Source organism: Streptomyces sp. NRRL WC-3742, from assembly GCF_000720635.1.
Lineage (GTDB): Bacteria > Actinomycetota > Actinomycetes > Streptomycetales > Streptomycetaceae > Kitasatospora.
The window spans coordinates 64,321-77,446 of sequence record NZ_JOCF01000067.1 but is presented as its reverse complement, the minus strand read 5'-3'; the positions used below and the strand labels follow the sequence as shown (position 1 = coordinate 77,446).

The following is a 13,126-nucleotide window of genomic DNA, read 5'->3' as shown; positions in this document are numbered from 1 at the left end:
CTGGTCGCCGAGCAGCTCGTTCTGCCAGAGGGTGTAGTCGGCGTACTGGACGGGCAGCGGCGCCCACTGCGGTGCGTGGCCCTCAGCACGGGCGGCGTACGCCTCGGTCAGCTCGCGGGACAGCGGTTCCATCGACCAGCCGTCCGCCGCGATGTGGTGGGCGACGACCAGCAGGACGTGTTCCCGCGCGGACAGCTCGAACAGTTCCGCGCGCAGCGGCGGCTCACCCGCGAGGTCGAAGGCGTACCGGGCGCCCGCCTTGAGGGCCTCCGGCAGGCCGGCCTCGCTCATCGGGGTGACGGTCAGCCGGGGTGCCGCCGCTTCGGGCGGCAGCACCCTCTGGTACGGCGTGCCGTCGACCTCGGGGAACACCGTCCGCAGGCTCTCGTGCCGGCCCACGACGTCCCCGAGCGCCGCGCGCAGCGCCGGGATGTCCAGGCGCCCGGAGAGCCGGAGGACGAGCGGGATGTTGTAGGTGGCGCTGGGCCCCTGCATCGTGTTCAGGAACCAGAGCCGTCGTTGCGCCGAGGAGAGCGGCATCACCGGTGGCCGTTGCCGCACCGTGAGCGCCAGCCGGCCGGGCCCGGCGGTGTCCAGCCGGGCGGCCACCGCGGCCGGGGTCGGGCCCTCGAACAGCGAGCGCAGCTCCAGCTCGACGCCGAGGCGGTCCAGCTTGCCGTTGGGCGTCAGGGGCAGCCGCTCCAGCTGGACGACGGCCGCCGGGACCATGTGCTCGGGCAGCCGCTCGCGCGTGAACTCCCGGACCTGCTCGGGCCGCAGGGCCTCCCGGCCGACGACGTAGGCGACCAGGCGCAGATCGCCGGGCCGGTCCTCGCGGACGATCACGTTCGCCTGGTCCACATCCGGGTGTGCGAGGAGGGAAGCCTCCACCTCGCCGAGTTCGATGCGGAAGCCGCGGACCTTGACCTGCTGGTCGGCGCGGCCGACGAACTCCAGCTCCCCGTCCGGGTTCCGGCGCACCAGGTCGCCGGTGCGGTACATCCGGGTGCCGGGCGCGCCGTAGGGGTCGGCGACGAAGCGCTCGGCGGTCAGGGCGGGCCGGCCCAGGTAGCCACGGGCCAGGCCCGGGCCCGCGACGTACAGTTCGCCGACCGCACCGGGCGGTACCAACTGGAGCCCGCCGTCCAGGACATGGGTCCGCAGGTCGGGGATGCCGGTGCCGATCACGCTCGCCGCCCCCGCGGCGGCCCGGTCACGGCTGAGCGGCTGGTGGGTGACGTGCACGGTGGTCTCGGTGATGCCGTACATGTTGACCAGCAGCGGCGCGTCCTCCGGGTGCCGGCGGTACCACTCGGCGAGCCGGGCCGGTTGCAGTGCCTCGCCGCCGAAGACCACCGTCCGTAGCGCGAGTCGGCGCTGCGGACGGCCAGGGTCGGCCTCGGCCTCGGCCTCGGGCCCGGCCCCGGTCTCGGCCTCGGTCTCGGCCTCGGCTTGGGCCAACTGGTGGAAGGCGGAGGGGGTTTGGTTCAGGACGGTGACGCCCCGGTCGGCGATCAGGTCCAGGAAGGCGTGCGGGGAACGCGCGACGTCGTAGGGCACCACGACCAGCCGGCCGCCGTGCAGCAGGGCTCCCCACAGTTCCCAGACGGAGAAGTCGAAGGCGTAGGAGTGGAACAGCGTCCACACGTCGTCCGGGCCGAAACCGAACCACGGGCGGGTCGCGTCGAACAGCCGCACGACGTTCCGGTGGGTGTTGACCACGCCCTTGGGCACGCCGGTGGAGCCGGAGGTGTAGATGACGTACGCGGGGTGGTCGGGGCGGAGTCCGACCGCGGGGTCGTGGGCGGGCTGCCTGGCCAGCGCGGCGAGTGCCTCCGGATCGTCCAGCCGGAGGACGGGCGCGGTGTGCCCGTCCGGCAGCTTCGCCTCGGTGGCGGTGGTGGTCAGGACGAGGGTGGGCCGGGCGTCGGTGACCATGTGGGCGAGCCGGTTCGCCGGGTACTCGGGGTCGAGCGGGAGGTAGGCGGCTCCGGCCTTGAGTACGGCGAGTACGGCGACGACCAGCTCGACGGAGCGCGGCAGGGCCAGGGCGACGATCCGTTCCGGGCCGGCGCCGCGGGCGATCAGCAGCCGGGCGAGCCGGTTCGCCCGCTCGTCCAACTCCCGGTAGGTCAGGGAGGTTTCGTCGCAGACCACGGCCACGGCGGCCGGATCGGCGGCCGTCCGGGCCCGGAACAGCTCCGGCAGAGTCGCCTCGGTGGTCGACGGAGCGTCCTCGGGGCCGGCCAGCAGCGCGCGCCGCTCCTCGGCGGTGAGCAGGTCGATCCGGCCGACCGGTTCGTCGATCCCGTCCGAGGCGACGGCCCGCAGCGTGCTGACCAGCCGCCTGTGGTGGGCGGCGAGTTCCTGCTCGGGGCAGAGTTCGGGGTGGACGTTGAGGTCGACGGTGAGCCCGGTGCCGCCGCGGCGGTCCCACACGGCGAAGGTGAGGTCGCCGACCAGTCCGGAGGAGAGGCCGTGGGCGGTGGTGGGCAGTCCGGCGAAGGTCGGTGCGGCGTCGAAGGACATGATGTTGACGACGGGCGCGTACCAGGTGCCCAGGCCGCCCGGCAGGTCGAGGTCCCGCTGGAGGTCCTCGGCCCGGTAGCGCTGGTGCCGGCCCAGTTCGACGACCCGTGCGGAGACCTGGGCCAGCAACTGGCGCAGGGTCAGCTCGGGCCGCACGGTCAGCCGCAGCGGGAGCACGTTGGAGGCGGTGCCGGGGGTCCGTCGCTGGAGCTGGTCCAGCCGTGCGGTGACGGGCAGGCCGAGCACCACGTCGGTGGCGCCGGTCATCCGGTGCAGGTACACGGCGGCCGCGGCGATCACCAGGTGTGACCACGGCGCCCGGGCCCGGCGGGCGGCCTCGCGGAGCCCGTCCAGTTCCTCGGGGGCCAGGTCCTCGGTCCGGCGCAGGTAGTGGTCCGGGGTGGTCGACGGACGGGCGACGATCCCGGTCGGCTCGGGGCGGTCGGCGAAGCGCTCGGTCCAGTACGCCCGGTCGGCGGCGAATCCCTCGGAGTCGCGGTACTTCTGATCGGCGGCCAGGAGGTCGTCCAGCGAACCGAAGGGGCTCGGCGGCACCGGCCTGCCCTCGGCGAGTGCGGTATAGACCTCTGCCGTCCGCCGGGTGATCAGCACGGTGCCGAAGGCGTCCATCACGATGTGGTGGTAGCCCTGGTACCAGTAGCAGCGGTCGTCCCCCAGGCGTAGCAGCGCGTGATCGAAGAGGTGGTCCCGGGCGAGGTCCATCGGCCGGGCGACCGCGGCGGCCAGCCAGGCGCGGGCGGCTCCCCCGGGGTCGGGCTCGGCGCTGAGGTCGACCAGGGCCGGCGCCCAGTCGGTGGGCGGCCGGAGCACCTGCCGGACCTCGCCGTGCGCCTCGGTGAAGCGCACGTGCAGCGCCTGCGCCTCGCCGACGACGAGCCGCACGGCCCGGTCGAAGAGCGCCGGATCGACCTGTCCGTGGATCTCGAGGTATTCGCCGACCCGAAATACCCGGTTCTCTTTCCCCAGTCGTTGCTCGGCGATCCAGATCTCACGTTGCGCGGCCGTGAGCGGCAGCTCGGCGCCAGGACGGACGAACACGTTTCAACCTCCGATGATTCCCCCGCACGGACGGCTGGAGAGCGAAAAGTGAATATCCTGCGAAGGCTCGGAATGATGAGCGAGGTGGTCGGCAGGACGTGAATGGGTGCGCCTGACCGCCATTACGGCGACGGGTCGGAACGCCGTCGGAGCCGGGCGGCAGCTGATCGAAAGCAAGGTCGTTGGCAACCTAACTTGGGGTGCTGGAGGGGTCAAGGGTGGCTCGAGCCGGTGTCCCGCCGGCGGGACACCGGCTCGAGCCACCGGCTCGGAACAGCGGCGAAGTACGGCCGGTCAGAGGCTTGTTGGGTCGGCGGGCGCTGCTCGCGGGCGTCCTTGCCCGCCGCATCGCGGCGTGTTAGCTTCGCCGTCGCCGAATGTCAGAATTTCCGGCTTCCGGGATTTGGAAGCCACCTGAATTTCCCCATAAGAGGAAGCTGGTATGGCCGATAAATGGTGGGGAGAACAGCTGCTGGGGCGCGGGGATGACGATGATCTCTGGGCGATCTCGGCTGCCCAGGTCACCCGGGGCGAGCTTCGCGCCGGAGTCGCCGGACTGCGGCTCCGATTTCGGGAGCGCGGTATTTCCGAAGGCAGCTCGGTGCTGCTGCGGATGACGCCGAGTTTCACGTACCTCCAGGTGCTGCTGGCCCTGTGGAGCTGCGGTGCCCAGGTGGTTCTGGTCGACTTCCGACTGAAACCGGCCGAGTTCGAGCCCCTGGTGGAGCGTGTGCGGCCGCAGTTCCTGGTGGTGGCGGCAGGGGCCGGTGGGCCGGTGACCGGATTCCGGCAGGAGTCGGACTTCGAGGTCCGGCGGCTCGCGGGCGGTCGTCCGGCCGAGGACGGCGTCGTCCTGGTGCAGTTCAGCTCCGGCTCGACCGGCAGGCCCAAGGTGATCGGCCGGCCGGCCGCGTCCGTGCTGGCCGAACTCGACCGGCACGCCGCGCTTCCCGGCACCCCGGGCCACGGTGAGCGGGTGCTGCTGCTGAACTCGGTCATGCACAACATGGGTCTGATGACCGGTGTGCTGCACGCGCTGGCGGCCGGGGCGACGCTGGTCGTCCCGCCGACCTTCCGCCCGGCCGAGGTGCTGCGGCTGATGGCGCGGACCGAGGTGTCCGTGATGTTCGGGACGCCGGTCCACCACGACCTGCTGGCCCGTACCGCGGACCGCCCCGAACGGCTGCCGCTGCGGCTGGCCGTCTCCGGCGGCGAGCGGGTGCCGGAGGAGACCCGCGAGCGGTTCAAGGCGGCCTTCGGCCTGCCGATCTGCCAGGTCTACGGCCTCACCGAGATCGGACTGATCGCCGGGGACCTGTCCGGGCGGTGCGTCCCGCCGGAGATCGGGCCGCCGGTGCCTGGAGTCGAACTGAAGGTCGCCGGTGAGGAACTGCTGGTCCGGATGGACCGCTCGCCCTACCTGTACGGCGAGCACACCGACCGCTACCGCGACGGCTGGCTGCGGACCTTCGACCGGGTCGCCCGGGACGAGGCGACCGGGGCGCTGAGCATCCTCGGCCGCTCCGACTCGCTGGTCGTGGTCGGCGGGTTGAAGGTGGACCTCACCGAGGTCGAGGCCGCCCTGCTCGACCACCCGCGGGTGGCGGAGGCGGTGGTGACCCACCAGGACGCGATCGAGGCGTTCGTGGGCGGGGACGAGGGCCTCACCGCGGACGAGCTCACCGCCTGGTGCCGGGAACGGCTGAGCGCGGTGAAGATCCCGAAGCGGTTCTTCGTCACCCGGCAACTGCCGCGCAACTCGATGGGGAAGCTCGCCCGCGACCGCGCACTGATGCACCGGCACATCACCTCGGAGCGGTCGGCGCAGCCCCCGCCCGCACGGCTCAAGGGGGTCTCGTGATCACGAAGGACGACATCAGGGCGATCCTGGCCGAAGGCACCGGCCTCGGCCCGCCCGAGCAGTTCCCCGACGACGCGGAGCTGGTGATGGACTCGTTCACCCTGATCGTCCTCCAGCACGGGCTGGAGGAGCGGCACGGCGTGGTCATCGACCCGCACTTCGAGGACATGGAGCAGTTCACCTCGATCGACGGCATCCACGCCTACCTGACGGGGCTGCCCGCGGAGCGCTGACCGCCGCGCCGGGGCCCGTACCCGGCCCCGTCCCGACCTGCCCCGACCCGTCTCGCCCCCGTTCACACGATCCGCCAGGAGCGATCATGACCAACCCGTTCGAGAACCCCGACGGCCGGTACCTCGTGCTCGTCAACGCCGAGGGCCAGTACTCGCTCTGGCCCGCCTTCGCCGAGGTGCCCGCGGGCTGGACGGTCGCGCTCGCCGAGACCGACCGCCAGTCCTGCCTGGACCACATCGAGGCGCACTGGACCGACATGCGCCCGCTCAGCCTCGTGCGCCGATAGGAGAGGAACATGATGGACGACACCGCATTCCAGCGGCTGCTGCTGACCGAGGAGGACCTGGAGGAGTCGTTCTTCGGCGAGGAGCCGAGCGCCGCCTACGATCCGGCCTTCGTCTCCGGCGACCCCGCCGGACGGTCCATCGTCGACCTGACGAACATGCTGACCCGCGGCACCCACCCCGAGACGCTGCACCACGGCTCGGCCCTGTTCACCAACGCGGTGGGCTCGGTGGTCTTCCACCACGTCGCCCAGTTCGGCGGCCTGGCGTGCCGACAGGTGTTCCAGGAGCTCCTGGACGCGGTGCAGGACTGCCACCGGTACCGGATGGAACTCAACGACGGCGTCCAGCTCGACATCACCAGGACCGGGTCGGAGCCGCTCGACCTGGGGGACGGCGGCGTTCTCGTGCGCTGGGTGTCCACCGTCGACCACTTCCGGATCGAGACGGCCTGGGCGGTCGTGATCAAGGGGGACGTCCTCTCCTTCGTCAACACGCGCATCCCGGACCACGCGGAGGTCCAGCGGCTCGCACGCGTCGCCGTCGACCGCATCTCGGAGCCGGTGAAGAGCTGAAGGCGGACATGTGATGAGTCCCACCGGATCCGTCGTCACCATCGAGTCCACGCTGGCCGAGATCGACGCCTGGCTGACCGAGTACATCTCGGCGAGCCACCCGGAGATCGGCCGGACGGGCCCCATCTGCCCGTTCGTGGCGCCCTCCCGCAAGAACAACACCCTGGAGGTCCGCGTCCGGCTGGTCGGGCAGGACCCCACCGCCGAACTCCTGGAGGAGGTCGCGCGGAGCAGCCTGCGCGAGTACGAGCTGCTCTCCTGGCAGGGCCGCAACCCGATGCTCCGCGCCCTCGTGGTCGTGCTGTCCGACCTCCGCGACGAGGACACCGCGCTGCTCGACCTGGCCCAGGCCCGCGTCAAGGACGACTTCGTCGCCCGGGGGCTGATGATCGGCCAGTTCCACCGCAACTGCGAGGTCACGGCGGCACGCAACCCCCGGTTCGTCGTCAGCAAGGCGCCGGTGCCCGTCCTCGCCGTCCGCGCCATCGCCCTGCACGACATCTTCTTCCTGCACGAGCATCCGCACTGGTTCCGGCAGTACCGGGAGAAGTTCGGCAAGTTCTACGGACCGGACGCCACCGCGGTGGACCCGGCCCTGCTGGACCTCTACCGCCGAGCCGAGCGGGCGTACGGCCACAGCTCCTGAAGCCGGGGTCCCACCGTTGGGCCGTCGTGCCGCCCCCGGCACGACGGCCTCTTCGTCCGCTCTCCCTCCGCGAGCCCGTCGCCCGACCGGCTCGGGGGCGTTCCCGAAGACCGCACGAGAAACTTCTCCGGCGCGGCAACCTTTCACGGCCGGGCGGCAACCGACTGGCAGGGCGCGGTACGCGTTCCGTGGACCGAAGAGGAGCTTCGCAGCATGAGCAAGCATCGTCCCAGCCGCCGCCGGTTCCTGGCCCGGGCGGGAGCGGCGGGCATCGCCCTGGGCGGGGCAGCGGCCGGCGTCGGCGCCGTCCCGTCCGGCGCGCAGGCCGCCACCACGGCGAGCGGTACGTTCGGCTACACCGACGACGGCCGTGAGTACACCGTGAACACCGGGGCCGACCTGGTCTTCCGGGTCAGCAGGAGCACCGGCGACCTGACCTCCCTGATCCACCGGGGCATCGAGTACCAGGGCTACGGCGGGAAGAACTCCCAGGTCGAATCCGGCCTAGGCCCGTCCACGGTGGGCATCGCCCAATACGGCCGGACGGTCCTGGTCAGCGTCGCCCACGGCACCCTGCGCCACTACTACGCCGCACGCGAGGGCGAGAACAACGTCTACCTGTGGACGGACAAGGCGGACGACTCGATCACCGTCACCCGTTACATCGTGCGGGTCCGCCCCGGCCTCTTCCCCAACACCGACCCCGACTCCTGGGACGCCACCCGGGACGTCCTCATCGAGGCCCAGGACGTGCGCCGCAGGCCCGACGGCACCACCCGGTCCAAGCACTACTCCAACCAACGGGTCGTCGACTACCGGTACGTGGGCTGGAGCAAGCCCGGCGTCGGCCTGTGGATGGTGCGCGGCAACCACGAGAAGGCGTCCGGCGGGCCGTTCTACCGCTCCTTGATGCGCCACTCCTACGAGGACGGCGCGGGCCTGTACGAGATCCTCTACTACGGCGAGAACCAGACCGAGCCGATGCGCTTCGGCCTCCAGGGGCCGTACGTGCTCGCCTTCACCGACGGCGGCGCACCCTCGCCGGAGCTGTGGCACGACCGCATCGACACCTCCTGGGTGGACGACCTCGGCCTGGAGGGCTGGGTCGGCGACGGTGACCGCGGAGCCGTCGCCGGGGTGGGCATCTCGGGCCGCAACCCGGCCCTCTCCTACACCGTCGGGTTCGCCAACGACGACGCCCAGTACTGGGCGACCGCCGAGCCGAGCCGCGGCGCGTACATCGCCCGCCGGATGCTGCCCGGCGACTACACCTGGACGGTGTACCAGGGCGAACTCGCCGTCCGCACCGGCACCGTGACCGTCCAGCCCGGCAGCACCACCGCCCTGCACACCATCACCCTCACCCCCGCCGACGACCCGGGCCGGGCTCCGGCGATCTGGCGCATCGGCAGCTGGGACGGCACCCCGGCCGGCTTCCGCAACGCCGACCTGGTCACCCACGCGCACCCCTCGGACGTCCGCGCCGACCCGTGGACCGGCGACTTCACCGTGGGCCGGTCCACGGACGCCGACTTCCCCGCCTACCAGTGGCGGGACGTCAACGACGGCCGCCGCATCACCTTCGACCTGACGGAGGAACAGGCCGCCCACCCGCGCACCCTCAACATCGGCATCACCACGGCCTTCCTCAACGGCCGCCCCCGGATCCAGCTCAACGACTGGACCTCACCCGTCCCCGCACCCCACCCCGAACCGAGTACCCGCTCGCTCACCGTCGGCTCCTACCGGGGCAACAACCACACCTACACCTTCACCGTCCCGGCCTCCGCCCTCCGGCCCGGGACCAACACGCTCACCATCACCGTCGCCTCCGGCAGCAGCGGCTCGCGCTTCCTCAGCCCGGGCTTCGCCTACGACTGCGTCGAACTGCTCCCCTGACCCCGCCACCCGGTGGGGCCGCCCCAGCCACGGGCGGCCCCACCGGAGGCCACCACGGTGTACCGGAGGCTCAGCTGTCGCCGTAGGCGTACGCCACCGTGCCCGGGGCGTGGTCGGACCAGCGCTCGGCGTGGGTCTCGGCACCGCTGCCGCACACCGCGCCGCTGCTCGACCTCCTCGACGACGCCGCCCCGCGTTGCCTCGTCGCGGCCGTCGACCGCACCGGCGCCGACCTCGAACGGTACGACCTCGGCGGAGGCACACCGCTCGGCGCCGTCGAAGGCCGGCAGTGGCAGGGCCGGGGCCACCGGGCCCGTGGAGGCCGGGGCTCCCGATGGGCGGGTCGAGGGCTCCGGCCTCCTGGGAGGGGGGTCAGGCGGGGGTGCGGCGGGGGCCGAGGTGGATCTCGTCGCCGACCACCTGTACCGCGTAGGTGGCCACCGGGTCGACGGCCGGCATGTCGAGGGCCTTGCCGGTGCGGAGGCAGAAGCGGCTGAAGTGCCAGGGGCACACCACCGAGTCGTCCTCCAGTTCGCCCTCCTCCAGTGGGGCGAACTCGTGGCTGCACTCGTTCGCGACGGCGTGGACCTCTCCGTCGACGTTGGCGAGCAGGACCCGGGTGCCGTCGGGTGCGGCGACTGCCAGCAGTTCGCCCGGCGGTAGGTCCGTCAGCCCGGCCACCCTCCGTGTGGGGTTCGAACTGTCGCTGCCGGGAGTAGCAGGAGCGGTGTCCATGGTCAACGCCGGCCGCGGATGCGGTGCTTGGCGACGTGGACGATGTTGCCGAAGGTCAGGCCGAGGATCGTGCCCAGGCCGGAGCCGGGCTTGGGGGCCATCCCGAGCTGTTCGACCAGGGAGGCGGTGCTCTCCTCGTGCCAGAGCTCGGCGAACTTGCCGTCGCGGACGAGGTGGAAGTCCAGGCCAGTCATGATCATCCGCTCGCCGTTGCCCGGGAAGCCGTACAGCTCGCCGTGGAAGGTGCCGGTGGCGGTCCACCGGTCGATCACCTTGTCGCCCACGATCGCCACGTCCTCCAGGAAGAAGCGCAGGTCGGGGAAGGCGTCGTGCATCAGCTGCACCGCCGCGCGGTGCCCGGCCGGGCCCTGCGGGCAGCCGGGCAGCGGCATGTGGTCCACCCAGTCGGGTGCCAGCAGTTCGGCCTCGGTGGCGGCGTTGTTCTTGTCCCAGACCTCCTCGATGTAGCGGCGGGCCATCTCGTGGTACACCGCGACGGTGGCCGGGCTGGTTTCGGTCGTCATAGCTGTCTCCTCGGGACGAATGGTCTCGGGACGGATGGTCAGAGCTCGGGGCCCACGTCGGTGACCCCGTCGGCGCGCAGGATCTCCTGCGCGGTGTGGCTGCCGGAGACGATCACCCGCAGCGCGCTGGCCGCCTGCGCCCAGTGCCCGGCCAGGTAGAGCCCCTCGATGGGGGTGCGGTACGTCAGCCGCTTGCTGCCGGCCTGGGCCGGGGTGTTCTCCCAGCCGTACGCGGCGCCCTCGTGGTTGAGGGTGTAGCGCTCCAGCGTCAGCGGGGTGGCGCTGCTGACGAAGGTCAGGCCGGCCCGGAAGCCCGGGTAGAGCCGCTCGATGAGGTCGAGGTACTTCTCCTCCAGCTTGGGCTTCAACTCGTCCCAGGACTCCGGGCCGTGGTACGGCGCCAGCGCGGTGGAGGTGACCAGGTGCTCGCCGGCCGGGCCCAGGCTCGGGTCCAGCAGGGTCGGCACCACGACCACGGTCGCCGGGGCCTCGCCGTCCGCGAAGCCCTGGAAGGTCGCGTCGTGGTCGTCGCTCTCGTAGACGAAGGTCTCGTGGGCGCCGCCGGCCGCCGCGATGTCCAGGGTGGTGGCCGCGTAGACCACGAACATGGACATCGAGGAGCGCAGCGAGGACAGCCGCCGCCGGTACGCCTTGGGCAGCAGGTCCAAGCCCACCAGCTTCTCGAAGGTCTGTTTGGCGTCCGCGTTGGAGATCACCACGGGCGCGCGCAGCTCCTGGCCTCCGGCCAGCACCACGCCCTCGGCGCGCCCGTCGTGGACGAGGATCCGTTCGACCCTGGCCCCGGTGATCAGCTTGCCGCCGTCCCGTTCGATCGAGGTGGTGAACGCCGAGACGAGGTGCCGGAAGCCGCCCTTGCAGTGGTAGAGGCCGTGCATCTGCGTGTAGAGGAAGCGGGCGAAGAGCTCGAAGGAGAGCTGGGACGGCGGCAGGCCCATGTACGGCCAGCCGGCCGTGCAGAATGCCTTGCAGCGCGGGTCGGTGATGAAGCGGTCGAGGACCTCGCCGAGGGTCGACATCCGGTTGCCGAACAGGGTCGGGAACCGCTTCACCGCCTCGCCGAGCTCCTTGGGCGAGAGCTGCAGCGGCACCTGGTGGGCCTCCGCCAGGAAGGTCTCGCAGAGCCCGAAGAAGCCCCGGATGCCCTCCGCCTCGTGCGGGAACAGCCGGACGTGCGCCTCGATGAAGGCATCGGAGCCGAACGGGGCGTCCAGGACGTCGTCGTCGATGACCACCCGGTAGAGCGCGTCCGACTCGACGAAGTCGCACATCTCGCGGACGCCGAGGTAGCGCAGCAGCGTGTCGATCGTCCCGCCCTCGGCCGCGCCCGGGACGACGTGGATCGCGGGGTCGTAGTAGCGGCCGTCCTGCTGGAAGGCGTGGGCATAGCCGCCGATGCCCCTGCCCTGTTCCGCGACCAGGACCCGACGGCCGGACTTGGCCAGGTACGCCGCCGCGGCCAGTCCGCCCAGCCCGCTGCCGACCACGATCACGTCGTAGTCGCTGCCCGGCGGCGGGGCGGCGGGAGCCGTGAGTGCCATGTGTTCTCCAAGGTGAGTGCGTGGTGCGTACGGCTGACGTAGGTGAGATCCGGTCGGCGGGGCCGTGGATACGGGTGGCGCCGCTGGACGCGATCGGGCCTCAGCTGAACTCGGGCAGGGGAAGGGCCGAGTCGGTGAACATCCGGGTGATCGTGCGGTCGGGCAGGACGGCCAGCACGCGGTCGCGGACGGCGCCGGGCAGTCCGCGCATCCGGAGCATTCCGCGGGCCTTCTTGAAGTGGCCCTCGACCCTCGGGTACCGGTCGTCCTCGTAGCGGCGCAGGGCGTTGACCGGGTCCGGGTCCTGGGCGATCCGGGCGGCGAGCACGCCGGCGTCCTCCAGGGCCATGCAGGCGCCCTGGCCGATGGTGGGCAGGATCGGGTGCGCGGCGTCGCCGAGCAGGGTGACCCGGCCGCGGCCCCAGTGGCGGACCGGGCGGCGGTCCCAAGCCTGGCCGGGGAACAGCTGCTCGGGCGGGGTGGCGGCGACGAGTTCGCGCACCACGTCCGGCCAGCCCCGGCCGGTCGGCGGCGTTCGGATGGAGCCGTCGACGAACCAGTAGGCCCGGTTGCCGGTCAGCGGCATGATGCCGCAGGTGCCCAGCGGGCCGAAGTGGAAGTCGGCGCCGCCCGCGTCCCAGATGCCGCCTCGGTCGACGACGCCCTGCCAGCTCTCCAGCGGGTTCTCCCGGCCGTCTCCCTGGCCCGGGGGCAGCAGCGAGCGGCGGACGGTGGAGCCGACGCCGTCGGCGCCGACCACGAGGTCGGCGCGCAGGGTCTCGCCGTCGGTCAGCACGACCGTGCCGTCGGTGCCGACCCGGTCCACCTCGGCGCCGAAGCGCACCGGGACCCCGGCCTGGGCGATGAGGGCGTCGAGCAGCTCGGCCCGGGTCGCGCCCTGGCCGGTGACGCCGTAGCGGTGGGTCAGGAAGCCGAGGTCGATGGTGGCCAGCCGGCCCCGGGACTGGCTGAACATCCGGGCCGAGTGGATCGGCTCGCAGACCTTCAGCACGGCTTCGTACATGTCCTCGCCGCCGGAACGGCGGATCGCCCGTAGGGCGTTGGGCCAGATGGTGATCGCCAGGCCGTCGCGGCGTTCGGCCGCGCGTTCCAGTACGACGACCTCGCAGCCCTGGCGGGTGAGCATGCCGGCCAGGGCGAGCCCGCCCACCCCGCTGCCGACGATGATCACCGATGGTCGTGACACGACAGATTCCTCCT

At 72.0% G+C, this 13,126-nt stretch carries 11 protein-coding genes and 1 pseudogene; 7 read left to right on the top strand and 5 right to left on the bottom strand.

Features of this window, described 5'->3' with window-relative positions:
* Nucleotides 1-3,588, bottom strand: a 3,588-nt coding sequence (locus tag IH61_RS0130945; RefSeq protein WP_158845460.1) for an amino acid adenylation domain-containing protein, incomplete at its 3' end; no start/stop codon positions are given.
* A 442-nt stretch (nucleotides 3,589-4,030) separates the two neighbouring features.
* On the opposite strand from IH61_RS0130945, the gene acmA reads away from it, so the two are divergent.
* The 7 genes and pseudogenes from acmA to IH61_RS49760 all read left to right on the top strand — a co-directional run.
* Complete coding sequence (gene acmA / locus IH61_RS0130940; protein WP_078911522.1) at nucleotides 4,031-5,449, top strand: 3-hydroxy-4-methylanthranilate adenylyltransferase AcmA; 1,419 nt, start codon at nucleotides 4,031-4,033, stop codon at nucleotides 5,447-5,449.
* A complete protein-coding gene (locus tag IH61_RS0130935) occupies nucleotides 5,446-5,682 on the top strand; it encodes an acyl carrier protein (RefSeq protein ID WP_037973571.1) in 237 nt (78 codons plus the stop codon). The genes acmA and IH61_RS0130935 overlap by 4 nt, the downstream gene beginning before the upstream one ends.
* Before the next feature lie 86 nt (nucleotides 5,683-5,768).
* Nucleotides 5,769-5,969 (top strand): MbtH family protein, encoded by a 201-nt coding sequence (locus IH61_RS0130930; RefSeq protein WP_031075882.1) that lies wholly within the window; start codon nucleotides 5,769-5,771, stop codon nucleotides 5,967-5,969.
* 12 nt (nucleotides 5,970-5,981) lie between these two features.
* On the top strand, nucleotides 5,982-6,542 hold the full coding sequence (locus IH61_RS0130925; protein ID WP_158845455.1) for a hypothetical protein: 561 nt from the start codon (nucleotides 5,982-5,984) through the stop codon (nucleotides 6,540-6,542).
* Nucleotides 6,543-6,555: 13 nt separating this feature from the next.
* A complete protein-coding gene (locus IH61_RS0130920) occupies nucleotides 6,556-7,188 on the top strand; it encodes a DUF6875 domain-containing protein (protein ID WP_051838397.1) in 633 nt (210 codons plus the stop codon).
* A gap of 213 nt (nucleotides 7,189-7,401) precedes the next feature.
* Nucleotides 7,402-9,087, top strand: a complete 1,686-nt coding sequence (locus IH61_RS0130915; protein WP_031075876.1) for a rhamnogalacturonan lyase B N-terminal domain-containing protein — start codon at nucleotides 7,402-7,404, stop codon at nucleotides 9,085-9,087.
* Between the two features lie 98 nt (nucleotides 9,088-9,185).
* A pseudogene (locus IH61_RS49760) lies at nucleotides 9,186-9,401 on the top strand (hypothetical protein); the annotation flags it as partial.
* A gap of 58 nt (nucleotides 9,402-9,459) precedes the next feature.
* Here IH61_RS49760 and IH61_RS49080 read toward each other — a convergent pair.
* The 4 genes from IH61_RS49080 to IH61_RS0130890 form a co-directional block, all read right to left on the bottom strand.
* A complete protein-coding gene (locus IH61_RS49080) occupies nucleotides 9,460-9,768 on the bottom strand; it encodes a non-heme iron oxygenase ferredoxin subunit (RefSeq protein WP_031075874.1) in 309 nt (102 codons plus the stop codon).
* 56 nt (nucleotides 9,769-9,824) lie between these two features.
* Nucleotides 9,825-10,346, bottom strand: a complete 522-nt coding sequence (locus IH61_RS43415) for an ester cyclase (RefSeq protein WP_051838396.1) — start codon at nucleotides 10,344-10,346, stop codon at nucleotides 9,825-9,827.
* Nucleotides 10,347-10,384: 38 nt separating this feature from the next.
* Complete coding sequence (locus IH61_RS0130895) at nucleotides 10,385-11,905, bottom strand: phytoene desaturase family protein (protein ID WP_031075871.1); 1,521 nt, start codon at nucleotides 11,903-11,905, stop codon at nucleotides 10,385-10,387.
* Nucleotides 11,906-12,005: 100 nt separating this feature from the next.
* The gene (locus IH61_RS0130890; protein ID WP_158845449.1) at nucleotides 12,006-13,112 is read right to left on the bottom strand and encodes an FAD-dependent oxidoreductase; all 1,107 of its coding nucleotides are present in this window, start codon (nucleotides 13,110-13,112) and stop codon (nucleotides 12,006-12,008) included.
* Nucleotides 13,113-13,126 lie beyond the last annotated feature (14 nt).

Excerpts from the sequence above, each read along its gene's own strand:
- acmA (WP_078911522.1), top strand. The coding sequence starts at position 4,031 with ATGGCCGATAAATGGTGGGGAGAACAGCTGCTGGGGCGCGGGGATGAC.
- IH61_RS0130930 (WP_031075882.1), top strand. The coding sequence starts at position 5,769 with ATGACCAACCCGTTCGAGAACCCCGACGGCCGGTACCTCGTGCTCGTC.
- IH61_RS0130925 (WP_158845455.1), top strand. The coding sequence starts at position 5,982 with ATGGACGACACCGCATTCCAGCGGCTGCTGCTGACCGAGGAGGACCTG.
- IH61_RS0130920 (WP_051838397.1), top strand. The coding sequence starts at position 6,556 with ATGAGTCCCACCGGATCCGTCGTCACCATCGAGTCCACGCTGGCCGAG.
- IH61_RS0130915 (WP_031075876.1), top strand. The coding sequence starts at position 7,402 with ATGAGCAAGCATCGTCCCAGCCGCCGCCGGTTCCTGGCCCGGGCGGGA.
- IH61_RS43415 (WP_051838396.1), bottom strand. The coding sequence starts at position 10,346 with ATGACGACCGAAACCAGCCCGGCCACCGTCGCGGTGTACCACGAGATG.
- IH61_RS0130895 (WP_031075871.1), bottom strand. The coding sequence starts at position 11,905 with ATGGCACTCACGGCTCCCGCCGCCCCGCCGCCGGGCAGCGACTACGAC.